Source organism: Streptomyces sp. NPDC048257, assembly GCF_043201855.1.
In the GTDB taxonomy this organism is placed as follows: Bacteria; Actinomycetota; Actinomycetes; order Streptomycetales; family Streptomycetaceae; genus Streptomyces.
Genome location: NZ_JBICZI010000009.1, coordinates 14430 through 36105, shown reverse-complemented (window position 1 = coordinate 36105; position 21676 = coordinate 14430). Strand labels below are relative to the sequence as shown.

Annotated in this window: 16 protein-coding genes; 6 read left to right on the top strand and 10 right to left on the bottom strand. The window is 72.3% G+C overall.

Annotated features, from left to right (window positions below):
* Positions 1 to 6: 6 nt before the first annotated feature.
* From ACGFZK_RS19490 to ACGFZK_RS19470, 5 genes are all read right to left on the bottom strand, one after another.
* Positions 7 to 1638: a succinic semialdehyde dehydrogenase gene (locus ACGFZK_RS19490; RefSeq protein ID WP_393850107.1), complete on the bottom strand. Its 1632-nt coding sequence runs from the start codon at positions 1636 to 1638 to the stop codon at positions 7 to 9.
* A 103-nt stretch (positions 1639 to 1741) separates the two neighbouring features.
* Positions 1742 to 3385, bottom strand: a complete 1644-nt coding sequence (locus ACGFZK_RS19485; RefSeq protein ID WP_393850106.1) for a serine/threonine-protein kinase — start codon at positions 3383 to 3385, stop codon at positions 1742 to 1744.
* 125 nt (positions 3386 to 3510) lie between these two features.
* The gene (locus ACGFZK_RS19480; RefSeq protein WP_393850105.1) at positions 3511 to 6051 is read right to left on the bottom strand and encodes a protein kinase; all 2541 of its coding nucleotides are present in this window, start codon (positions 6049 to 6051) and stop codon (positions 3511 to 3513) included.
* A gap of 78 nt (positions 6052 to 6129) precedes the next feature.
* Complete coding sequence (locus tag ACGFZK_RS19475) at positions 6130 to 8124, bottom strand: serine/threonine-protein kinase (protein WP_393850104.1); 1995 nt, start codon at positions 8122 to 8124, stop codon at positions 6130 to 6132.
* 860 nt (positions 8125 to 8984) lie between these two features.
* Positions 8985 to 10691 carry a glycerol-3-phosphate dehydrogenase/oxidase gene (locus ACGFZK_RS19470; RefSeq protein ID WP_393850103.1) on the bottom strand — a complete coding sequence of 569 codons (1707 nt, stop codon included), beginning with the start codon at positions 10689 to 10691 and terminating at the stop codon, positions 8985 to 8987.
* Positions 10692 to 10923: 232 nt separating this feature from the next.
* Here ACGFZK_RS19470 and ACGFZK_RS19465 point away from each other — a divergent pair, with 232 nt between their 5' ends.
* Positions 10924 to 12153: a nucleotide sugar dehydrogenase gene (locus ACGFZK_RS19465; RefSeq protein WP_393850102.1), complete on the top strand. Its 1230-nt coding sequence runs from the start codon at positions 10924 to 10926 to the stop codon at positions 12151 to 12153.
* Positions 12154 to 12271: 118 nt separating this feature from the next.
* On the top strand, positions 12272 to 12745 hold the full coding sequence (locus ACGFZK_RS19460; protein ID WP_393850101.1) for a hypothetical protein: 474 nt from the start codon (positions 12272 to 12274) through the stop codon (positions 12743 to 12745).
* A gap of 81 nt (positions 12746 to 12826) precedes the next feature.
* Here the strand turns inward: ACGFZK_RS19460 and ACGFZK_RS19455 are convergent, their stop codons facing one another.
* The 4 genes from ACGFZK_RS19455 to ACGFZK_RS19440 all read right to left on the bottom strand — a co-directional run bounded on the left by ACGFZK_RS19455 (position 12827) and on the right by ACGFZK_RS19440 (position 17472).
* The gene (locus tag ACGFZK_RS19455; RefSeq protein WP_053176996.1) at positions 12827 to 13951 is read right to left on the bottom strand and encodes a GuaB3 family IMP dehydrogenase-related protein; all 1125 of its coding nucleotides are present in this window, start codon (positions 13949 to 13951) and stop codon (positions 12827 to 12829) included.
* Between the two features lie 205 nt (positions 13952 to 14156).
* Positions 14157 to 15656 carry an IMP dehydrogenase gene (gene guaB / locus ACGFZK_RS19450; protein ID WP_393850100.1) on the bottom strand — a complete coding sequence of 500 codons (1500 nt, stop codon included), beginning with the start codon at positions 15654 to 15656 and terminating at the stop codon, positions 14157 to 14159.
* A gap of 214 nt (positions 15657 to 15870) precedes the next feature.
* A complete protein-coding gene (locus ACGFZK_RS19445; protein ID WP_030389108.1) occupies positions 15871 to 16500 on the bottom strand; it encodes a sigma-70 family RNA polymerase sigma factor in 630 nt (209 codons plus the stop codon).
* A gap of 360 nt (positions 16501 to 16860) precedes the next feature.
* Positions 16861 to 17472, bottom strand: coding sequence for a response regulator transcription factor (locus ACGFZK_RS19440; RefSeq protein ID WP_003948568.1), 612 nt, complete (start codon positions 17470 to 17472; stop codon positions 16861 to 16863).
* Between the two features lie 379 nt (positions 17473 to 17851).
* Here ACGFZK_RS19440 and ACGFZK_RS19435 point away from each other — a divergent pair, with 379 nt between their 5' ends.
* Positions 17852 to 18178, top strand: a complete 327-nt coding sequence (locus ACGFZK_RS19435) for a WhiB family transcriptional regulator (protein WP_030011164.1) — start codon at positions 17852 to 17854, stop codon at positions 18176 to 18178.
* 168 nt (positions 18179 to 18346) lie between these two features.
* On the opposite strand, the gene ACGFZK_RS19430 is transcribed toward ACGFZK_RS19435, so the two are convergent.
* The gene (locus ACGFZK_RS19430) at positions 18347 to 19243 is read right to left on the bottom strand and encodes a LysR family transcriptional regulator (protein WP_393850099.1); all 897 of its coding nucleotides are present in this window, start codon (positions 19241 to 19243) and stop codon (positions 18347 to 18349) included.
* Positions 19244 to 19332: 89 nt separating this feature from the next.
* Between ACGFZK_RS19430 and ACGFZK_RS19425 the strand changes: the two genes are divergently transcribed.
* The 3 genes from ACGFZK_RS19425 to ACGFZK_RS19415 all read left to right on the top strand — a co-directional run bounded on the left by ACGFZK_RS19425 (position 19333) and on the right by ACGFZK_RS19415 (position 21631).
* Complete coding sequence (locus ACGFZK_RS19425) at positions 19333 to 20019, top strand: MOSC domain-containing protein (protein WP_393850299.1); 687 nt, start codon at positions 19333 to 19335, stop codon at positions 20017 to 20019.
* Positions 20020 to 20050: 31 nt separating this feature from the next.
* The gene (locus tag ACGFZK_RS19420) at positions 20051 to 20824 is read left to right on the top strand and encodes an SDR family NAD(P)-dependent oxidoreductase (RefSeq protein WP_393850098.1); all 774 of its coding nucleotides are present in this window, start codon (positions 20051 to 20053) and stop codon (positions 20822 to 20824) included.
* Positions 20825 to 20920: 96 nt separating this feature from the next.
* Positions 20921 to 21631 (top strand): ester cyclase, encoded by a 711-nt coding sequence (locus tag ACGFZK_RS19415; RefSeq protein ID WP_393850097.1) that lies wholly within the window; start codon positions 20921 to 20923, stop codon positions 21629 to 21631.
* The last annotated feature ends 45 nt before the right edge of the window (positions 21632 to 21676 follow it).

The following is a 21676-nucleotide window of genomic DNA, read 5'->3' as shown; positions in this document are numbered from 1 at the left end:
CGGAGATCAACGGAAGCGGAGGGCCTTCATGACCTTGAGGCTGCGGGTCATGAACGCCGCGTACTTCTCGTCGTCCATGCCCAGCGAGGGCGCCATCGGGAGCAGCCGCTGGTGGGCGACGGTCTGGGCCTCGGTGTACTTGAGGATGCCCTCGGAGCCGTGACGGCGGCCGAGGCCGGAGTCCTTCATGCCGCCCATGGGCGCCTGGGCGCTGCCGTAGGCGGGGGCGTAGCCCTCGTTGATGTTGACGGTGCCGGTGCGCAGGCGGGCGGCGACGGCGTGGCCGCGGCGGGAGTCCCTGGTCCAGACGCTGGAGTTCAGGCCGTAGGCGGTGGCGTTGGCCTCGGCGATCGCCTGGTCCTCGTCGGTGAAGCGGTAGATCGAGACGACGGGGCCGAAGGTCTCCTCGCCGCACACCGCCATGGGCGCCTCGACGCCGTCGAGGATGGTGGGCTCGTAGAAGAGCGGGCCGATGTCGGGGCGGGCGGTGCCGCCGGCGACGAGGGTGGCGCCCTTGGCCACGGCTTCGTCCACGTGCCGCTGTACGGTCTCCAGCTGGCGCTCGCCGACCAGCGAGCCCATGTCCGCCCCGTACGCGAGGGAGGCGCCGAGCCGCATGGCCTTCGTACGGGCGGCGAACCGCTCGACGAAGGCGTCGGCGATCGAGGCGTGGACGTAGAGCCGCTCGATGGAGATGCACAGCTGCCCGGCGGAGGAGAAGCAGGCGCGGACGGCGCCCGCGGCGGCCTTCTCGATGTCGGCGTCGTGCAGCACGAGCATGGCGTTCTTGCCGCCGAGCTCGAGGGAGACCCCGACGAGGCGGTCGGCCGCGCCCCGGGCGACCTCGCGGCCGGTACGGGTGGAGCCGGTGAAGGAGACGTAGTCGGCGTGCCGGACCACCTCGGGGCCGACGACCGGGCCCTCGCCGAGGACGATCTGGAAGACCTCGGCGGGCAGCCCGGCCTCGATCAGCAGCTCACGGGCCCACAGGGCGGTCAGGGCGGTCTCGGTGTCGGGCTTCATGACCAGCGCGTTGCCGGAGACGAAGGCGGGCAGGGCGTCGCCGACCGACAGTTCGAGCGGGTAGTTCCAGGGGGCGATCTGGCCGACGACCCCGCGCGGCTGACGCAGCTCGGTGACCTTGGTGAGGGTCGGCATGGCACCCGCGTGGCCCTTGGGGCGCAGGTACCCGGGGGCTTTGCGCCCGTAGTGGCGGGCCGATATGGCGACCGCCTGGACCTCCTCGTGGGCGTGCAGACGGGCCTTGCCGGTCTCCAGCTGGATCAGGTCGAGGATCTCGGCCTGCCGGGCCAGGACCAGGTCGTGGAAGCGCAGCAGGACCGCCGCCCTCTTGCGTACGGGCATCGCCGCCCAGGCGGGCTGGGCGGCGCGGGCCCGGTCGAAGGCCTCGGCCACGTCCTCGGGGGTGGCTTCGGGGAGCTCCGCCAGCCGGTCCCCGGTGAAGGGGGTGTGGTTGGCGGTACGACCGGATCCGATCACTCCGCGGGTCAGCCGGGCGACCAGGTCGGGGGTCACCACGTCGGCGGCGGTGCGGGCACCGGCCGGGGCCGGGGCGACCGGATTGGTGGGCTGCGGTGCGGTCCGGAGGGGGGCGGCGGGGGCCTGCGAGTCCGTCATGCCGGTGAGCGTATTGCGCCGGACAGCCTTTGGGTACCCGCCGGTAACCGGATTTTGCCATTTCCGCCAGTGATCGCTGGCAGGATGACGGGATCAGGGCCGATCAAGGCTTCGCGGCGGGCGGCTCCCAGCCGCTGAGCACGATGTCGAACTGCTGCTCGGTCGTGGCCCAGCTCGCGACCGGGCTCGACATGTAGACGGCGTACTCCGTGCCGTCCGGGGCCACGTACATCTGCTCCTTGGCCCGGCGCGGGCCGGGGTGGTTCTGCTTCTCCGTCCAGGTGAAGTCCCAGAGCGCGGCCCGGGTGCTGTCCCGGAAGGTGTTCTGGTTCAGCCGCACCTTCTTGTAGTCGGTCCGCTTCGCCACCTGCTTCTCCAGGTCGAGGAGGTGCGCGTACGGGTCCTGGTAGTCCGGGGTGGAATCGGAGGCGATCCGGATGAAGTGCTTCCCGTCGTCCGGGGTGTAGTCGATCTGGTCGCCGTTCGCCTTGCGCGTCCAGCCCTCCGGGACGAACAGTGTGAAACCGGCGATGGGGTCGATGACCTTGTTGTAGCCCACCGGAGGGGCCGCCGTCTGCGGCTTCCCGGCGTCGCCCGACTGCCCGCCCGTCGAGCTCGCGACCCGGTCCGGATCACCGTCCTTGCCCGTGTCCCCGGTGTACTTGAGCACCCCGAACACGCCGCCGCCGCCGAGGAGCGCCGCCACCAGGGCCACCACGGCGGCACGCTTGACCCAGCCGCCGCCCTGGTCGGCGGGCGCCACGGCGGACACCGTTCCGGACCCGGGGGGCTCCGGCAGCGTGGCCGTCGCCGCGACGTCCGCCGGCGGCGCCGGCTCCTCGGCCTGCTCCCGGGCCGGGGCGAGTTCCTCCGGGGTCACCGTGCGCGTGGGCACGTACGCCTGCGCCGCCTTCGGCTCGCGGCCCTCCATCGCCTCCAGCAGCATCCGCTCGGCCTCCGCGGCCGAGGGCCGCTGCGCCGGGTCCTTGCGCAGCAGGGCCGTGATGATCGGCCCGAGCGCCCCGGCCTGCCGCAGCGCCGGCGGCTCGTCGTTGACCACGGCCTGCAGGCTGGAGATGGGCGACGTACGGCGGAACGGCGAGCGCGCCTCCACCGCCGTGTAGAGGGTGGCGCCCAGCGACCACAGGTCCGAGGACGGGTCCGGGGACCCGCCGGTGACCCGCTCGGGCGCCAGGTAGTCGATGGAACCGACGATCTCGCCGGTGCGCGTGATCGACGAGTCGCCCTCGATCGCGGCGATCCCGAAGTCCGTGAGCAGCACCCGGCCGTCCTTGGCGAGCAGCACGTTGCCCGGCTTCACGTCCCGGTGCAGTACGCCGACCGCGTGCGCGGCGCGCAGCGCGCCCAGCACGTGCAGCCCGATCCGGGCCGCCTCGCGGGGCTCGATCCGCCCGGCCGCCTTGGCCGCCTCCGCGAGGGAGGGGCCGTCGATGTACTCCATGACGATCCACGGCCGGTCGTCGTGCTCCAGCACGTCGTGGACCACGACGACCGCCGGATGCTGGATCCGGGCCGCGGCCCGGGCCTCCTTCTGCGTCCGGGCGTGCATGACGTCCCGGTCGGCCTGGGCGACGTAGAGACCCGCCGTCAGTTCCTTGACGGCGACGGTCCTGTGGAGCAGCTCGTCATGCGCGCGCCACACCTTGCCCATGCCGCCCCGGCCGATCGGCTCGACGAGCCGGTACCGGCCCGCCAACACGGCGCCCCCACCTGTCTGCTGTTCCACGAAATCCCGCCGCTCTCTGCACTTCAGGCCAGATTACGGATCCCGGAGGGGCTGCCGGAACCGCCCGGGCGCCGAAAGACGGCACTGTGACGCAATCGCCGTACTGATCAGTCGTCAGTATCCGCTCAACCGCCCGCCTTGTAACTCGCCGTGGCCTTTTCGAAGACTTCGGTCACCTTGGACTGTTCGTCCTCCGGGCCGGTCACCAGGACGACGTGGTAACTGCCGCCCAGCGCGACGACGTAATTGCGGGCGTAGACGTTGCGCCCGGTCCCGTCGATCCACGTGTACCGGCCCGTCGCGCGCAGTTGCTGGCCCACCTTGGTGGTCTTCACATCGCCGACGGTGGACCAGGTGGACGTCCGGTACGGGGTCAGCTCCGGCTCCTTGTCCTTCTGGTACGCCGCCGGATCCGGGTTGCCCTGGACCTTGTCGCGGCCCGGGACGATCGTCAGCACGAACGGCCCGTCGGTGTAGCGCACCTGACCGGACTCGTTGATTCCGCGGCGCTCCCAGCCGTTGGGCACGGCGATCTCGAAGTGCTCCGGATCCTGCTGGGTGCTGTAACCGGCCGGGGCGGGGGCGGGGGCGGCCGGTGATTCGGCGGGCGCGGTCGTCTGCGGCGCGGGCTTGGACTCGGGCGTGCCCGACGGGACTTGGGAGGGACTCGGCTTCGCCGATGCCCGCGGGGTGCCTCCCCGCCCGTCGCCCGTCGCCTCCGGGTCCGCGGCCCGGGGCATGAACAGCATCGCGTACGCCACCCCGCCCGCGAGGAGGACCAGGATCCCGACGAGCAGGGTCCGGCCGAGGGCGCGCGGCTTTCGGGGGGCCGCGGGATTGCGGTGCCGCCCGTGGACCTCGCCGCGGCGGCGTACGACGGGCAGCCGCGCCGGGTCCGGCTCCGGCATCGGGAGCACCCCGAACCCGGCGTCCGGCTCGGGCGCGGACCGCACCAGCGAACGCAGCCAGCCGCGCAGCTCCTCGAAGTCGGGCCGCTCGGTGGGGTCCTGGCGCAGCAACGACTCCACGATCGGGCGGAGCGCGCCGCACTCCTCGGCGAAGGCGGGCGGCTCGGCGCAGACCATCTCGACCAGCTCGGCGACGCTGTCCTCCGGGTACGGGGCGTGCCCCTGCACCGCGCGGTAGAGCAGCGCGCCGAGCGCCCAGAGGTCCGTGGCGGGGCCGACGGGGGGCGCGAGCTGCCAGTGTCCGTGCACGGGGCCGGCCTGCTCGGGGGCCCACCGCTCGGTGACGGCCCCGACGACGGCCATCCGGGTCTGGCGCGCACGCTCGGCGTCCAGGCCGGTCCGGGGGCGGGTCCGGTCGCCGGGCTGGGGCTGGTCGGGCGCGGCCGGGGCCGGTACCTCGGCCTGCCGGTAGCCCTGGGGCAGGACGAGTTGGGCCGGCAGGGGCAGGGCGGGGCGCTCGGGCTGAGGTCCGGGCGTCGGCTCCGGCCGGGGTGCCGGCTCCGGCACGGGTTGCGGTAAGGGTCCGGGCTCCGGTCGCGGTTCCGGGTCCGGTTCCGGGGCGGCCTGTTCCGGGGCGGCCGCGGGGAGTTCCGCCCGGCGGGAGGTGGCGCCGTGCCAGGGCGCGGCGGCGCCGGTCCCCGGGCCGCCGTACGGGTACGAGTACCCCTGCGGGAGGGTCGAACCCTCGGGCCGGCGCTCCTGCGACGACCCGGCCTCGACCTCGGCCGCGGCCCCGGACCCGGCCCTGCGCTCCTCGATGACCCGGGCGGCGGCGGCCCGCGCCCCGGCCCGGTAGGCGGCGATGGCCCCGGCGCGCGCGGCGGCCTGGAGGTCGGGGCCGTCCTGCGGACGTCCGGGGGTGATGTGGTCGGTGTACCGCGGCCCGGTGTCGTAACCGGGGGCCACGAGCGGCGCGTAGGCGGCGGGAGCCTCCGTACGGAGCTCCACGGAACCGGCGGCCGGAGCGGGATCCGCGTCCGGGTCCGCGATCGGGAGCGGGAGCGGAACCGAAGGGAGAACCGGTTCCGGAACCGGGATCGCGACCGAGGTCGGCACCGGGGCCGGGGTCGCAGCCGCGGCGGTGCCGGAACCCCACCCCTGCGCACCGCCGGTGTCCTCGGCGCCCGGGACGGGGTCGTACCCGCACAGGGCCTCCTCCGCCGCCCCGGCCGCCAGGCCGGTCAGCACGACCCGCCCGTCCTCGCACACCAGCACCGTCCGGACGGTGATGTTCCGGTGCGTCCAGCCGTGCGCGTGCAGCACCCGCAGCGCCGTCAGCACGTCCGACGCCACCTCGGCGGCCCGGTAGGGGCTCAGCGGTTCATCGGCTATCAGCGCCGCCAGCGGCCGGGCCGGGACCAGTTCGCTCACTATCCACAGCGACTCGCCCTCGGCGAACACGTCGAAGACCTGGTCCAGCCGGGGATGGTCCGGGATCGAGGCCGCGGCCTGCGCCGCCTCGATGGCGCGGCGCACGGCCGGCAGATCGGCGGGCGAGCGGCGGGCCGCCGCCGGGACGGCCCGCGGCCCGTCCAGCAGCTCCGCGTCCACGACCTCCGGCAACGGCACCTGCCGCACCAGGACTTCCTGCCCGCTGCGCGTGTCGAAGCCGCGGGTCTCGACCAGTTCGTACTCGTCGGACGGCGGCACGGGCAGGCGGTAGCGGTTGGCCAGGATCCGGCCCGCGTACTCCTCCACATCGCCTCCCCCGAGTGCGGCGGGCCCCCCATGGCCCCTCCGACACGATACGTCGCCGGGGCCGCCCGCGTCCCGAGGTCAGCCGAGCGGCTGGAAGGTCTCGAAGGCGACGTTGCGCAGCTGCGTGCACTCGGCGGCGTCCCACTGGTCCGCGGCGCAGCTGATCATGATGGCGTAGCCGTGCGTCGCGTCCACCTTGAAGCCGCGGTTGAGCACACGGACCTTGATCCCGCTCTGCTCCCGCTCGAACTCCCAGTCGGCGACGGTCGGATAGCCCCGGTACTCCACCGGATCCAGCCGGATCTGCCGATACCCCTTGCTGCTGCCCGCCACGGCGGGTGCCAGCTTGGCCCAGGCGAGGCGCGCGTCGTTGCCCGGGGTGCCGGTGTAGTCGACCTGGATCCGCGGGAATCCGCCGTCACGGCTGTATATGCCGCCGGAGTTCTCACCCGCCGTGCCCGTCTGCTTGAAGCCCTCGGGCATCCCTATCGAGAAATGGAACCCGAAGTTCTGCTCCAGGAAGAATCCCGCGGGGAGCGTGCCGCCCGCGCCGCCGGACGTGGCGCCCTGGCCGGCGCCCGGGGTCTGCTGCTGGCCGCCGGTGCCGGCACCCGTGCCCGTACCCGCGCTGCCGTTGGCGTTGCCGCCCGAGTCGCCGGTGTTCCCCGAGGGCTTCGGGGAGGTGTCCCCGGTCCCGCCGGCGCCCGGGTCCTTCGGGGCCGAGGCCGCCGGAGTGGGCTTGCCGCCGTCCTTGCCCTCGTCCTTGGTGCCCTTGCCGTCGTCGCTGAAGGCGTAGGCGATGAGCGAACCGACCACGGCCAGCACCACGACCACGGCCGCGATGGCGATCACGATGGTGCGGCGCTGCATGACGTCCGTGAGCGGAGCCTTGACGGGGGACGGCTTGGACTGCGGCGGCTCCGCGGCGGAGACGGCCGTGGCGGCGGCCGCGGCCGTCGCCGCCTTGCGGGCGGTCTTCAGCGCGGCACGGGCGCGTTCGCGCTGCTCGCGGTCGCGCCGCTCGCGTTCCTTCTTGGCCGCCTTCTCGGCCGCCTTCTCCGCGGCTGCCTTGTCCACGGCCTCCTTGGCGTCCGCCAGCGATATCTGCCGGGTCTCCTCGGCCGCCGGAGCCGCGACGGGGGCCGGCGCGGGCTCGGGCGCGGCGAGGACGGCGTTCAGCATGGCCCGGGCGCGACCGTCGTCGAGACGGTGGGCCGGGTCCTTGGCGAGCAGGCCGTAGATGACCTCGGTCAGCGGACCGGCGTTCTTCGGCGGGTCCACCGGCTCGGTCATCACCGCGGTGAGGGTGGCGAGCGCGGAGCCCTTGTCGTACGGGGGCACTCCCTCGACGGAGGCGTAGAGCAGGCCGCCGAGCGACCACATGTCGGCGGGCGGGCCGGGCTTGTGGCCGCGGGCGCGCTCGGGGGAAATGTAGGAGGGGGCGCCGACGAGCATGCCGGTGGAGGTGACGGAGGGGTCACCCTCGACCTGCGCGATGCCGAAGTCGGTGAGGACGACACGGCCGTTGCCGGCGATGAGCACGTTGGACGGCTTGACGTCGCGGTGCAGGATGCCCTGGCCGTGCGCGGCGCGCAGCACGTCGAGCACCGCGAGGCCGACCTCGGCGGCGCGGTGCGGGGTGAGGGGGCCGTTCTCCCGTATGAACTCGGCGAGCGAGGGGCCCTCGATGAGCTCCATGACGATCCACGGCCGGGCGTCCTCGTCGACGACGTCGTAGACGGTGACGGCGCCGCCGCTGCGGATCCGGGCGATGGCCTTGGCCTCGCGGAGGGTACGGGTGATGAGGCGTCGCTTCTCGTCCTCGTCGACCCCGGTGCTGAAGCGGAGTTCCTTGACGGCGACGGTCCGGCCCAGGGTCTCGTCCTGGGCCCGCCAGACGGTGCCCATCCCGCCCTTGCCGAGCACGGCCCCCAGCCGGTACCGCCCGGCCAGCAACCGCCCCTTGTCCTGCCCACCCTCGGCAGCCTTCGCAGCGGCGGCCTTGACGGCGGCGGCCATGGCATCGGCCTTCTCGACGACGGGATTCCCCCCGGCCCCGGCCTTCGCAGCCACGGGCTTCGCGTCCTCAGGCTCCGCCGCGGGCACGGCAGAAGCCGCAGCACCGGCCTCGGACCCACTGCCCGGCTTCGCCGCCACAGGCTTCGCGTCCTCAGGTTCCGCTGCGGGCACGGCATCAGACACAGGCTTCGCCACAGGCACACCGGCAGACTTGCTCAGCCCCGGCTTCGCAGCCGCAGGCTCGGACTCCCGGGGCTTCGCCAGAGGCACGGCGCCCACCGCAGGCTTCACATCCGCAGGCTTCACGCCCTCAGACTCCGCCGCAGGCACAGCGGAATCCACGGCACCGGCCGCAAACTCACTGCCCGGCTTCGCAGCCGCAGGCTCGGGCTCCCGGGGCTTCGCCAGAGGCACGGCGCCGGCCACAGGCTTCACGTCCGCAGGCTTCACACCCTCAGACTCCGCCGCAGGCACAGCATCAGACGCAGGCTTTGCCGCCGGCGCGCGGCCAGGCTTGCTCGACCTCGGCTTCGGCTTCGGCTTCGCAGCCGCGGCCGCAGGCTTCGCATCCTCAGGCTTCGCCGCAGGCGCACCGGCAGGTGACCCGCCCGGCTTCTCACCGCCAGGCTTCGCCGCAGGCGACCCGGCAGGCGACCCCGCAGGTGAGCCCGTCCCGGAAGGCACGCGGCCAGCCGAAGGCTTTGCACTGTCAGGCTTCGCCGCAGGCGACTCGGTGTGCTCCGGCTTCGACATGCGTCCCCTCTGCGATCGTGCCGCTGCTCCGCCTGCCCCAGCGGCTGAGCGACCCGGCGGCCGGGGCCCGTGATAACCCGCCCCGGCAGAACCCTCATTGTTCCTCACTCCGCAACGGACGGGCGCCCCGGGTCCACGGTTCCCCCCTCCGCATCCCGGAGTTACAACGGAACGATGTCGGGCGCCCCCAGCCGGGCCGCGTCCGCCGTCTGGTCGTCCGGCTGACGCTGCGATTCCCGCTCCGCCTGGACCCGCTTCTCGTAGTGTTCCACTTCCTTCTCGATCTGCTCCTTGTCCCACCCCAGCACCGGCGCCATCAACTCCGCGCACTCCCGCGCCGACCGCGTCCCCCGGTCGAAGGTCTCGATCGAGATCCGCGTCCGCCGGGTGAGTACGTCGTCCAGGTGCCGGGCCCCCTCGTGCGAAGCGGCGTACACGATCTCCGCCCGCAGGTAGTCGTCCGCCCCGGACAGCGGCTCCCGCAGCCCCGGGTCGGCGGCCATCAGGTCCACCAGTTCCTCCGTCAGCGACCCGAAGCGGTTCAACAGGTGCTCCACCCGCACCACATGAAGCCCCGTCCGGGCGGCGATCCTCGCCCGCCCGTTCCACAGCGCCCGGTATCCCTCCGCCCCCACCAGCGGCACGTCCTCCGTCACGCATTCCGCCACCCGCTGGTCCAGCCCGTGCACGGCCTCGTCGACCGCGTCCTTCGCCATGACCCGGTACGTCGTGTACTTGCCCCCGGCCACGACCACCAGCCCCGGCACCGGGTGCGCCACCGTGTGCTCGCGCGACAGCTTGCTCGTCGCGTCGGACTCCCCGGCCAGCAGCGGCCGCAGGCCCGCGTACACGCCCTGGACGTCGTCGCGCGTGAGCGGCACCGCCAGCACCGAGTTCACGTGTTCCAGCAGGTAGTCGATGTCCGCGCTGGACGCCGCCGGGTGCGCCTTGTCCAGGTCCCAGTCGGTGTCCGTGGTCCCCACGATCCAGTGCCGGCCCCACGGGATGACGAACAGCACCGACTTCTCGGTCCGCAGGATCAGCCCGGTGCTCGAATGGATCCGGTCCTTCGGCACGACCAGATGGATGCCCTTCGAGGCCCGCACGTGGAACTGGCCGCGCTCCCCGATCAGCGCCTGGGTGTCGTCCGTCCACACCCCCGTCGCGTTCACGACCTGCTTCGCGCGGATCTCGTACTCGCCCCCGCCCTCCACGTCCCGCACCCGCGCGCCGACCACCCGTTCGCCCTCACGCAGGAAGCCGATGACCCTCGCCCGATTGGCGCAGTGCGCCCCGTACGCCGCGGCCGTCCGCACGAGCGTGGTGACGTACCGCGCGTCGTCCATCTGTGCGTCGTAGTACTGCAGGGCCCCCACCAGCGCGTCCTTGCGCAGTGCCGGCGCCACCCGCAGCGCGCGCTTGCGCGACAGGTGCCGGTGCACGGGCAGGCCGCGCCCGTGTCCGCTGGACACCGACATCGCGTCGTACAGGGCGACGCCCGAGCCCGCGTACAGCCGCTCCCAGCCCTTGTGCTGCAGCGGGTACAGGAACGGCACCGGCTTGACCAGGTGCGGGGCGAGACGCTCCAGCAGCAGGCCGCGCTCCTTCAGGGCCTCCCGCACGAGGGCGAAGTCGAGCATCTCCAGGTACCGCAGGCCGCCGTGGATCAGCTTGCTGGAGCGGCTGGAGGTGCCCGACGCCCAGTCGCGAGCCTCCACCAGGCCGGTCGACAGGCCGCGTGTCACGGCGTCGAGCGCGGTGCCGGCGCCCACCACGCCCGCGCCCACCACCAGCACGTCCAGTTCCCGCTCGGCCATCCGGCTGAGAGCCTCGGCCCGCTGCACCGGCCCCAGTGTCGCTGTCCTCACGGCTGCCTCCCGTTGGTGCGGATGAGATCCCGCTCACATGCCCCCGTTCCACGATTCTGACCGTCCGCACCCACATCAGCCACCGCCTGTGGACAACACAACGGTGGCGTTCACCCCGGAATGCGACATATCTGTCATATATACGCCTAGTCTGACATTGCGCCAGCTCCCCCGTATCCCCCGGAGAACTTGCGCGGCAGCCCCCTCATGTCAGGGAAGGGACGGCACCCCCATGCCCGCAGATCTCGCCGTCATCGGACTCGGCCATCTCGGCCTCCCACTCGCCCAGGCGGCCGTCGCCGCCGGAATCGAGACGGTCGGCTACGACAGCGGTCCGGTCACGGACTCCACCCTCACCGCCGCCGAGATCCGCCGCATGTCGGCGGCCGGCTTCCGGGTCACCACCAACCCCGCCGAGCTCGGCCGGGTCCGCACGGCCGTCATGTGCGCCCCCACCCAGCTCGGCGCCGATCGCGCACTGGACCTCTCCGCCGTCGGCGAGGCCGGCCACGCGCTCGCCGCGCGGCTGCGCCCCCACACCACCGTGATCCTCGAATCCGCCGTCCATCCGGGCGTCACCGAGGACTACCTCCGCCCGATCCTCGAGGCCGGCTCCGGGCTGCGGGCCGGCCGGGACTTCCACCTGGCCTACTCCCCCAGCCGCCACGACCCGGGCAACCGCACGCACGGCATCTCCAACACCCCCAAGGTGATCGGCGGCCTCACCCCCGCCTGCACGGAGTCCGCGCACGCCTTCTACGCCCGCCTCACCGAGAAGGTGGTCCGCGCCCGCGGCCTGCGCGAGGCCGAGACCGTACAGCTCCTCGAGACGAACTACCGCCACGTCAACATCGCCCTCATGAATGAGATGGCCGTCCTCTGCCACGACCTCGGCGTCGACCTGTGGGACGTCATCCGCTGCGCCGAGACCAAGCCGTACGGATTCCAGGCCTTCCGCCCCGGCCCCGGGGTCGGCGGCCACGGCGTCCCCCTCGACCCGAACTACCTCCCCCACACCACGCGCACCCCGGGCCACCCCCTGCGCATGGTCGGGCTGGCGCAGGAAATCAACAACCGGATGCCGCAGTACGTCATCCAGCGCTCCGCCACCCTGCTGAACGAGCACGGAAAATCCGCCCGCGGGGCCCGCGTCCTGCTCCTCGGCGTCACCTACAAGCCCGACCTCGCCGACCAGGAGGGCTCCCCGGCCCGCGAGATCGCCAGCCGCCTCCTCGACCTGGGCGCGCTGATCAGCTATCACGATCCGTACATCACCGGCTGGCGGGTCAGGGACCAGCCCGTCCCCCGTGCCGAATCGTTGTACGAGGCCGCCGCGAACGCGGACCTGACCATCCTGCTCCAGCACCACCGCACCTATGACCTGCAAGGACTCGCCGTGAAGGCCCAATTGCTCCTGGACACCCGCGGCGCCAGCCCGGTGGGGGCGGCCCACCGGCTCTGAGGGGCCGGGAAATCCCCCCCGCGGATGTCCGGGGCTGCTGCTAGCCTGCGGCGTCACTTATCTCGCACATACGTCCCCCTGGACAGTTGTGCGCGCGCATCCCTGGGGGGATTCCCACATGAGCCAGAACTTCACGCCGCCGGCGCCCGACTCCTTCACCGCGGCCCCCGCCCCGGCCCCGGCCCGCCCCGGCAACATCGGCCTCGGCATCGTCGCCGCCGTCGTCGCGGCCCTGGTCGCGGCGGGCGCGTACGGCGGGATCATGAACGCCATCGACCGGGAGATCGGTTACGCCGCGATCGGCGTCGGCCTCCTCGTCGGCCTCGCCGCGGGCAAGGTCGGCGGCCGCAACCCGGTCCTGCCCGCCGTCGCCGCCCTGCTCTCCCTGGGCGCCGTCTACCTCGGCCAGCTCTTCTTCATCGCGCTCGCCCTGGCGGACTACGGCAAGGTCGGCGTCGGCGAGGTGTTCAGCGAGGTCGGCATCGGCGGCCTGGCCGACATCTGGAAGGAGGGCATGGACTTCATGTCCTACGTCTTCCTCGCGATCGGTGGCGCCGCCGCTTTCAGCGCGGCCAAGAAGCTCGGCGACTGACGTCGGGCCGCGGCCCGCACATGCCGGAGGGCCGGCACCCCACTCGGGGTGCCGGCCCTCCGGCGTGCGTACGGGAGGCCCTCAGCGGCTGTGCTGCGAGTCCGCGATCGTGACCTCGACCCGCTGGAACTCCTTGAGCTCGCTGTAGCCGGTGGTGGCCATCGAGCGGCGCAGGGCGCCGAAGATGTTCATCGAGCCGTCCGGGGTGTGCGAGGGACCGGTGAGGATCTCCTCGGTGGTGCCCACGGTGCCGAGGTCGACCTTCTTGCCGCGCGGCACGTCCTCGTGGACGGCCTCCATGCCCCAGTGGTTGCCCCTGCCGGGCGCGTCGGTGGCACGGGCCAGCGGAGAGCCCATCATCACGGCGTCCGCGCCACAGGCGACGGCCTTCGGGATGTCGCCGGACCAGCCCACGCCGCCGTCGGCGATGACGTGCACGTAGCGGCCGCCGGACTCGTCCATGTAGTCGCGGCGGGCCGCGGCCACGTCCGCGACGGCGGTCGCCATCGGGACCTGGATGCCGAGGACGTTGCGCGTGGTGTGCGCGGCGCCGCCGCCGAAGCCGACCAGGACGCCGGCCGCGCCGGTGCGCATCAGGTGCAGGGCCGCCGTGTAGGTGGCGCAGCCGCCGACGATGACCGGGACGTCGAGCTCGTAGATGAACTGCTTGAGGTTCAGCGGCTCGGCGGCGCCCGACACGTGCTCGGCCGACACGGTGGTGCCGCGGATCACGAAGATGTCCACGCCCGCGTCGACGACGGCCTTGGAGAACTCGGCGGTGCGCTGCGGGGAGAGCGCGGCGGCGGTGACCACACCGGAGTCGCGCACCTCCTTGATGCGCTGCCGGATCAGGTCCGCCTGGATCGGCGCGGAGTAGATCTCCTGGAGACGGCGGGTCGCCGCCTCCTCGTCCAGCTCGGTGATCTCGTCGAGCAGCGGCTGCGGGTCCTCGTACCGGGTCCACAGGCCTTCGAGGTTCAGCACGCCGAGGCCGCCGAGCTCGCCGATGCGGATCGCGGTCTGCGGGGAGACGACCGAGTCCATGGGGGCGGCCAGGAACGGGAGCTCGAAGCGGTACGCGTCGATCTGCCAGGCGATCGAGACCTCCTTCGGGTCCCGGGTCCGCCGGCTCGGGACGATGGCGATGTCGTCGAACGCGTACGCCCTGCGGCCGCGCTTGCCGCGCCCGATCTCGATCTCAGTCACGTGTGGTGGCCTTTCCTCTGGGTCTGCCCGTCCAGTATCCCCGAAGGCCGGAGAGTCGCGTTCCCATGACCGCTGTACGGACGCCGGAACCCGCGCCCGCCGGCGTTTCGGGCGCGGGGGGTCCGGGGGCGGAGCCCCCGGCAACGGCGAAGGGGCGGGCCCGGTCGTCCCGGCCCGCCCCTCGTCACCGCTCGCTCGCGCCCGCTCAGCCCTTGCGGGAGTAGTTCGGCGCCTCGACCGTCATCTGGATGTCGTGCGGGTGGCTCTCCTTGAGGCCCGCCGAGGTGATCCGGACGAACCGGCCGCGGTCCTGCAGCTCGGGGACCGTGCGGCCGCCGACGTAGAACATCGACTGGCGCAGGCCGCCGACGAGCTGGTGCACGACCGCGGAGAGCGGGCCGCGGTACGGGACCTGGCCCTCGATGCCCTCGGGGATGAGCTTGTCGTCGCCGCCCACGCCCTCCTGGAAGTAGCGGTCCTTGGAGAAGGAGCGCTGGTCGCCGCGGGACTGCATCGCGCCGAGCGACCCCATGCCGCGGTACGACTTGAACTGCTTGCCGTTGATGAAGAGCAGCTCGCCCGGGGACTCCTCGCAGCCCGCGAGCAGCGAGCCGAGCATCACCGTGTCGGCGCCCGCGACCAGGGCCTTGGCGATGTCGCCGGAGTACTGGAGGCCGCCGTCGCCGATGACCGGGACGCCGGCCGCCTTGGCGGCGAGCGCGGCCTCGTAGATCGCGGTGACCTGCGGGACGCCGATGCCGGCGACGACGCGGGTGGTGCAGATGGAGCCGGGGCCGACGCCGACCTTGATGCCGTCGCACCCGGCGTCGATCAGCGCCTGGGCGCCGTCACGCGTGGCGACGTTGCCGCCGATGACGTCGACGGTGGAGTTCGACTTGATCTTGGCGACCATGTCGCCGACCAGGCGGGAGTGACCGTGGGCGGTGTCGACGACGATGAAGTCGGCGCCCGCCTCGATCAGGGCCTGGGCGCGCTCGTACGCGTCGCCGGCGACGCCGACGGCCGCGCCGACGAGCAGCCGGCCGCCCTTGTCCTTGGCCGCGTTCGGGTACTGCTCGGCCTTGACGAAGTCCTTGACCGTGATGAGGCCCTTGAGGATGCCCGCCTCGTCGACCAGCGGAAGCTTCTCGATCTTGTGGCGGCGCAGCAGCTCCATGGCGTCCACGCCCGAGATGCCGACCTTGCCCGTGACCAGCGGCATCGGGGTCATGACCTCGCGCACCTGGCGGCTGCGGTCCGACTCGAAGGCCATGTCCCGGTTGGTGACGATGCCGAGGAGCTTGCCGGCGGGGTCGGTGACCGGCACACCGGAGATGCGGAACTTCGCGCAGAGCTGGTCCGCCTCGCGCAGCGTCGCGTCCGGGTGCACCGTGATCGGGTCGGTGACCATGCCGGACTCGGAGCGCTTGACCAGGTCGACCTGGTTGGCCTGGTCGGCGATGGAGAGGTTGCGGTGCAGCACGCCGACGCCGCCCTGACGGGCCATGGCGATGGCCATGCGGGCCTCGGTGACCTTGTCCATGGCAGCGGACAGCAGCGGAACGTTCACGCGGACGTTCCGGGAGATGAGGGAAGAGGTGTCGATCGCGTCAGGCGACATGTCCGACGCGCCCGGCAGCAGCAGGACGTCGTCGTAGGTCAGTCCGAGCGTGGCGAATTTGTCGGGCACTCCGTCGGCAGTCATGACACCTTCCCAAATGGTCTTGCTCAGCGCGGATGTCCATGCTAACGGGATCCCGACGCGTCTCATTCCACGACCAAGGTCAAGCAGAAGTTTCGTCGTTTCCTACGACTGCGACCCGGGGCGGAGAGTCCTCGCCGACACCCCGGCAGGGACTGGGGCACGCAGCGATCACCGACGTACGCACCGGCGCGGACCGCGGGGCCCGCACCGCCGCCTACTGTTCGGCGAGCGCCCGCAGCCGGCTGAGCGCGCGGTGCTGGGCCACGCGCACGGCTCCGGGGGACATTCCGAGCATCTGGCCGGTCTCCTCGGCGGTCAGCCCGACGGCCACCCGCAGGACGAGGAGCTCGCGCTGGTTCTCCGGAAGGTTCGCCAGCAGCTTCTTGGCCCAGGCGGCGTCACTGCTGAGCAGTGCGCGCTCCTCCGGGCCCAGCGAGTCGTCGGGCCGTTCCGGCATCTCGTCGGAGGGCACGGCCGTGCTGCCCGGATGCCGCATGGCGGCCCGTTGCAGGTCGGCGACCTTGTGAGCGGCGATCGCGAAGACGAAGGCCTCGAAGGGCCGCCCGGTGTCCCGGTAGCGCGGCAGCGCCATCAGGACGGCGACGCATACCTCCTGCGCCAGGTCCTCCACGAAGTGACGAGCGTCACCCGGCAATCGCGAGAGCCGGGTGCGGCAGTAGCGGATCGCCAGGGGGTGCACGAAGGCGAGCAGGTCGTGCGTGGCCTGCTCGTCACCCTCCACCGCCCGGCGTACGAGCGCGCTGACGCCCCCGGCACTGCCGCCTTTGGCGGCGCCGGTCGGGCCTGTGGCCGCGGGTGACCCCAGGGCCTCGTCGTCGCGCATCAATCCATGGTGCCTTGGCGCCGGAGCATCCGCGGCACCGTGGCCCTTGTTGTGCATCGAAGCGTTATGAGCAGGTGCGCCGGAACCCATCGTCTGCGCCCTCCCCTCCCGCTCGGCCGAATAGTCCCCGAGAGACTCCACACCCTCAAGGATGCGGCATCGCGCACGAAGCGAGACGTCCCCCGGATTGTGCCCCGCCAATCCCCGGGTGCGCACCGGGTACGGCGGGGACGGGGCTGCCCCCGACAACAAGAGCCGTCGAGGGCGACGCGCCGCCCCGTCCGCGGGTGGCGGACGGGACCGCTCTCGACGATCAGCGGCCTGCGGCGGACCGGGCCCGGCCCGGTCACGGCCGGGGGTTCAGCGGACCAGACCCCAGCGGAAGCCGAGGGCCACGGCGTGCGCCCGGTCCGAGGCGCCGAGCTTCTTGAAGAGCCGGCGGGCGTGCGTCTTGACCGTGTCCTCGGAGAGGAAGAGCTCGCGCCCGATCTCCGCGTTGGACCGGCCGTGACTCATGCCCTCCAGGACCTGGATCTCGCGCGCGGTGAGCGTGGGCGCGGCGCCCATCTCGGCCGAGCGGAGCCGGCGCGGGGCCAGTCGCCAGGTCGGGTCGGCGAGTGCCTGGGTGACCGTGGCCCGCAGTTCGGCGCGCGAGGCGTCCTTGTGCAGGTATCCACGGGCGCCGGCGGCGACCGCGAGGGCCACGCCGTCCAGGTCCTCGGCGACCGTCAGCATGATGATGCGGGCGCCGGGGTCGGCCGAGAGCAGCCGACGGACCGTCTCCACACCGCCCAGCCCGGGCATCCGTACATCCATCAGAATGAGGTCGGAGCGGTCGGCGCCCCAGCGGCGGAGGACTTCCTCGCCGTTGGCAGCCGTCGTCACACGCTCGACGCCGGGCACGGTGGCAACCGCGCGACGGAGCGCCTCTCGGGCAAGCGGGGAGTCGTCGCAGACGAGGACGGATGTCATGACCGCCCTCCGCAGCTGCTGATGCGCGTCACCTTGAGCCTCCAGGCTGGTACGTATCGTCACCTGTGCGGTCGATGCTCCCGGACACCTGTCCGAGAACTTATTGGTTCAACCGCCTTCGCACTCTCAACGATGGTCACTCGAAAGAGTTACGGGTCGGACGGACACCTTCAGCACTCTACGTGAGGAAGCGATCACGTCGTGGGAGGCGCGAGCCGCTTGTCCTCCATCTGGAGCTATGCCCTATTTGGCGGCTTTCCTTCCGTTTGGCACGTGTCTGAGGCTAGATTCCCAATGAGTCATATTTACATCTACTCCGACAGTAGGTGTGGAGACATGGACCGTATCCGCCTCAGTACCGGCACCAAGAGGACTACCAATGGCAGATTTCTCCCGCCTCCCCGGACCGAACGCCGACCTCTGGGACTGGCAGCTCCTCGCTGCCTGCCGCGGGGTCGACAGCTCCCTCTTCTTCCATCCGGAAGGCGAGCGGGGCGCGGCCAGGAGCGCGCGCGAGGCCTCGGCTAAAGAGGTCTGCATGAGATGCCCGGTTCGTTCGGAATGCGCCGCGCACGCCCTCGCCGTCCGCGAGCCCTACGGGGTGTGGGGCGGCCTCACCGAGGACGAGCGCGAGGAGCTGATGGGCCGCGCCCGGCATCGCCTGATCCCCGCGTCGAGTGCGATCGGACCGATCGCGCCGAACTGAGAGCTCGACGAAACGTCCGAAGGAACGTTTCCTCGCATCACCGGCACGCCCCGGCGTGTCGCCGCCCGGCCCGCATTTCACACGTTCGGCCGTACCCGGCCGTCCGAGTTCGGCTCGCCAGGCCGTCCGATGTGTGCGCCCCCGGCCGCCGCCGGGGGCGGACGCGGGTCAGCGCGCGGCCGCGCGCTCCAGCTCGGCAAGGGTCGCGGCCACGGCCGGCACCCGGGCCAGGTCGGGCAGCGTGAGCGCCACGACCTCCCGCTCGACGGCCGGCTCCACCGCCACCGTGCTCACGCCCTTGGCCCGTACGGACTCCACCGCGAGCTCCGGCAGCACCGCCACGCCCAGCCCCGCGCCGACCAGGCCGACCACCGCCGGGTAGTCGTCGGTGGCGAAGTCGATGCGCGGGGTGAAGCCCGCGACCTCGCACACCTCCACCAGATGGCGGCGGCACCGCGGACAGCCCGCGATCCAGGGCTCGTCCGCCAGTTCCGCCATGTCCACGCGCTCCGCACCGGCCAGCCGGTGCCCCTCCGGGACCAGCCCGACGAGCCGGTCGGTCAGCAGCGGCCGCACCACGAGGTCGTCCCACTCCGCGGCGGAATGGGCCCCGCCGTAGCGGAAGGCCAGCGCCAGGTCGCAGTCGCCCTCGCGCAGCATCTCCACCGAACGCGGCGGCTCTGCCTCGACCAGCGAGATACGGGTCCCCGGGTGCTCGGCGCGCATCGCCGCGAGCGCGGTCGGCACCAGCGTGGAGCTGCCGCTGGGGAAGGACACGAGCCGGACCCGGCCCGCGCGCAGCCCGGCGATGGCCGCGACCTCCTCCTCGGCCGCGGTCAGCCCGGCCAGGATCCCCGCGGCATGGCGGACCAGGGCCTCGCCCGCCTGGGTCAGCCGCATCTCGCGGCCGGTACGGATGAGCAGCGGGGTGCCCGCCGACTGTTCCAGCGCCTTCATCTGCTGGGAGACGGCGGGCTGGGTGCAGCCGAGCTCGCGGGCGGCGGCGGAGAAGGACCCGGTCCCGGCGACAGCGCGCAGAACCCGGAGATGACGTGCCTCGATCACCCTTCGAGCATAAGGCCTGCTTTGACCGTTACACGAATATCCCGATGACGCTTTGGGGCGGCTCGGTTAGCGTGTCCCCCATGGGCCCGATGCATCTGATCTCCGTGAACCTCGGCCGCGCCACGGCCGCCGCCTACACCGACGCCGAGGGCGGGATGACGGGCATCGGCAAGCGCCCCGTCCCCGGACCGGTCCGTGTCGTAGCCCCGGGCCTGAAGGCCACCGGCCTCGGCAGCGGTCTGGAGGGCGACGCCGTCTGCGACCGGCGCCACCACGGCGGCGACCACCAGGCCGTCTACGCGTACGCCCGCGAGGACCTGGACCTGTGGGAGCGCGAGCTGGACCGCGAACTGCCCGGCGGGATCTTCGGCGAGAACTTCACCACCTCCGGCATCGACCTGAACACCGCGCGGCTCGGCGACCGCTGGCGGGTCGGCGCGGACCTCGTCCTCGAAGTGGCCTCGGCCCGCATCCCCTGCCGGACCTTCCAGGGGGTCCTGGGCGAGGCCCGCTGGGTCAAGCGGTTCACCCAGGAGGCCCGCCCGGGTGCGTATCTACGGGTGATCGAGGAGGGTTCGGCCTCCCCTGGCGACCCGATCGAGATCATCCACCGGCCGGACCACGACGTGACGGTGCAGCTCTGGTTCCGCGCCTTCACCACCGAGCGGGCGCTGCTGCCGCGCACGCTGGCGGCGGGCGGGGCGATGGAGCCGGAGGCCCACGAGCGGGTGCGCCTGTACGTGGAGAAGTACGGGGCAGGGGCCGGGGCGAGGTAACGCCGTCAGCGGGGGAAGCTAGGTTGCGCCTATGACGACTGCGTTGATTACGGGATCCACGGCGGGCATCGGCGCCGCCTTCGCCCGGCGGCTGGCCGCCCAGGGGCACAACCTGGTGCTCGTGGCACGCGACACCAAGCGGCTCGGCGAGCAGGCCACGGAGCTGCACGACCGGCACGGCATCGAGGCGGAGGTACTGGCCGCCGACCTCTCCACCGAGGAGGGCATCGCGGCGGTCGAGCAGCGCCTCGGCGACCGCACGCACCCGGTGGACCTGCTGGTCAACAACGCGGGCTTCGGCAACAGGGGCCGCTACCTCGAGGTCTCCATGGCCGACGAGCTGACCATGCTGAAGGTGCATGTCGAGGCCGTCCTGCGGCTGACCTCGGCGGCCGCGGAATCGATGCGCCCGCGCGGCCGCGGCGGCGTGATCAACGTGGCCTCGGTGGCCGCCTTCCTGCCCCGCGGTACCTACGGGGCGAGCAAGGCCTGGGTCGTGCAGTTCACCCAGGGCGCCGCCCGCGATCTGGGCGGATCCGGGGTGCGGCTGATGGCGCTGTGCCCAGGCTTCGTACGGACCGAGTTCCACCAGCGGGCCGGCATGGGCACGGACAACATCCCCGGCTGGATGTGGCTGGACGCCGACAAGCTGGTGGCCGCGGCCCTGGACGACCTGGCGCGCGGGAAGACGGTGTCGATCCCGGACCCGCGGTACAAGGCGCTGATGGGCCTGGTGAAGCTGACGCCACGCGGGCTGCTGGGCGGGGTGTCCTCGCGTACGGGCCGCAAGTACGGCCCCCAGTAGCCCTGGAGGCTACCCTGAGGAAACCCATCACAAGCGGCCAATCAGGTGAAATCTCCCTAAACTGGATCTGTCCCATCCAGCGAGGGAGGCGACGCGATGACATTCGTACAGGTGATCGATTACGAAACCAGGCGGTTCGATGAGATGAACGCGCTCATCGACCGCTGGGCGGAGCAGAGCAGCGGCAGGCGCACCGCCACGCACACGATGATCGGCCAGGACCGCGAAGCCCGGAACCACTACGTGGACATGGTGGAATTCGCCTCGTACGAGGAGGCCATGAAGAACTCCCATCTCCCCGAGACGGACCGCATGTTCCAGGAGATGGTGGCCCTCTGTGAGGGAATGCCGAAGTTCATGAACCTGGACGTCGTCCGCGACGAGCACCTCAACAAGCAGCTCGCCAACCGGGTGCTCCAGGAAGCGGCCATGGGCGGCAACATGGGCGTCCTCGACGAGTGCTTCGCGGTGAACTACATCGACCACGACGTCAGCAAGGCGGAGTCCACCGTCATCGGACGCGACGCCATGCGGTCGGACATGGAGACGTGGCGCGCGGCCTTCGACATGACCTTCGAGCCGATGGCCCAGCTGGCCGAGGGCGACATGGTCACCACGGTGTGGAACTGGCGCGGCATCCACAAGGGCCCGTTCATGGGTGTCGAACCGACCGGGAAGACGTACGAGATGTCCGGGAGCACCACCTTCCGGTGCCTGGACGGAGAGATCGTCGAGGGCTGGTGGCACTACAACACCGCGGCCCTGCAACGGCAGATGGGCGGATCGGGTACCCCGTACGGAACCTGAAGCCCCCACCACGGGGAAGGCCCCGTCCCGCGGCTGCGGGACGGG

Excerpts from the sequence above, each read along its gene's own strand:
- ACGFZK_RS19490 (WP_393850107.1), bottom strand. The coding sequence starts at position 1,638 with ATGACGGACTCGCAGGCCCCCGCCGCCCCCCTCCGGACCGCACCGCAG.
- ACGFZK_RS19465 (WP_393850102.1), top strand. The coding sequence starts at position 10,924 with ATGCCCGCAGATCTCGCCGTCATCGGACTCGGCCATCTCGGCCTCCCA.
- ACGFZK_RS19460 (WP_393850101.1), top strand. The coding sequence starts at position 12,272 with ATGAGCCAGAACTTCACGCCGCCGGCGCCCGACTCCTTCACCGCGGCC.
- guaB (WP_393850100.1), bottom strand. The coding sequence starts at position 15,656 with ATGACTGCCGACGGAGTGCCCGACAAATTCGCCACGCTCGGACTGACC.
- ACGFZK_RS19445 (WP_030389108.1), bottom strand. The coding sequence starts at position 16,500 with ATGCGCGACGACGAGGCCCTGGGGTCACCCGCGGCCACAGGCCCGACC.
- ACGFZK_RS19440 (WP_003948568.1), bottom strand. The coding sequence starts at position 17,472 with ATGACATCCGTCCTCGTCTGCGACGACTCCCCGCTTGCCCGAGAGGCG.
- ACGFZK_RS19435 (WP_030011164.1), top strand. The coding sequence starts at position 17,852 with ATGGCAGATTTCTCCCGCCTCCCCGGACCGAACGCCGACCTCTGGGAC.
- ACGFZK_RS19425 (WP_393850299.1), top strand. The coding sequence starts at position 19,333 with ATGCATCTGATCTCCGTGAACCTCGGCCGCGCCACGGCCGCCGCCTAC.
- ACGFZK_RS19420 (WP_393850098.1), top strand. The coding sequence starts at position 20,051 with ATGACGACTGCGTTGATTACGGGATCCACGGCGGGCATCGGCGCCGCC.
- ACGFZK_RS19415 (WP_393850097.1), top strand. The coding sequence starts at position 20,921 with ATGACATTCGTACAGGTGATCGATTACGAAACCAGGCGGTTCGATGAG.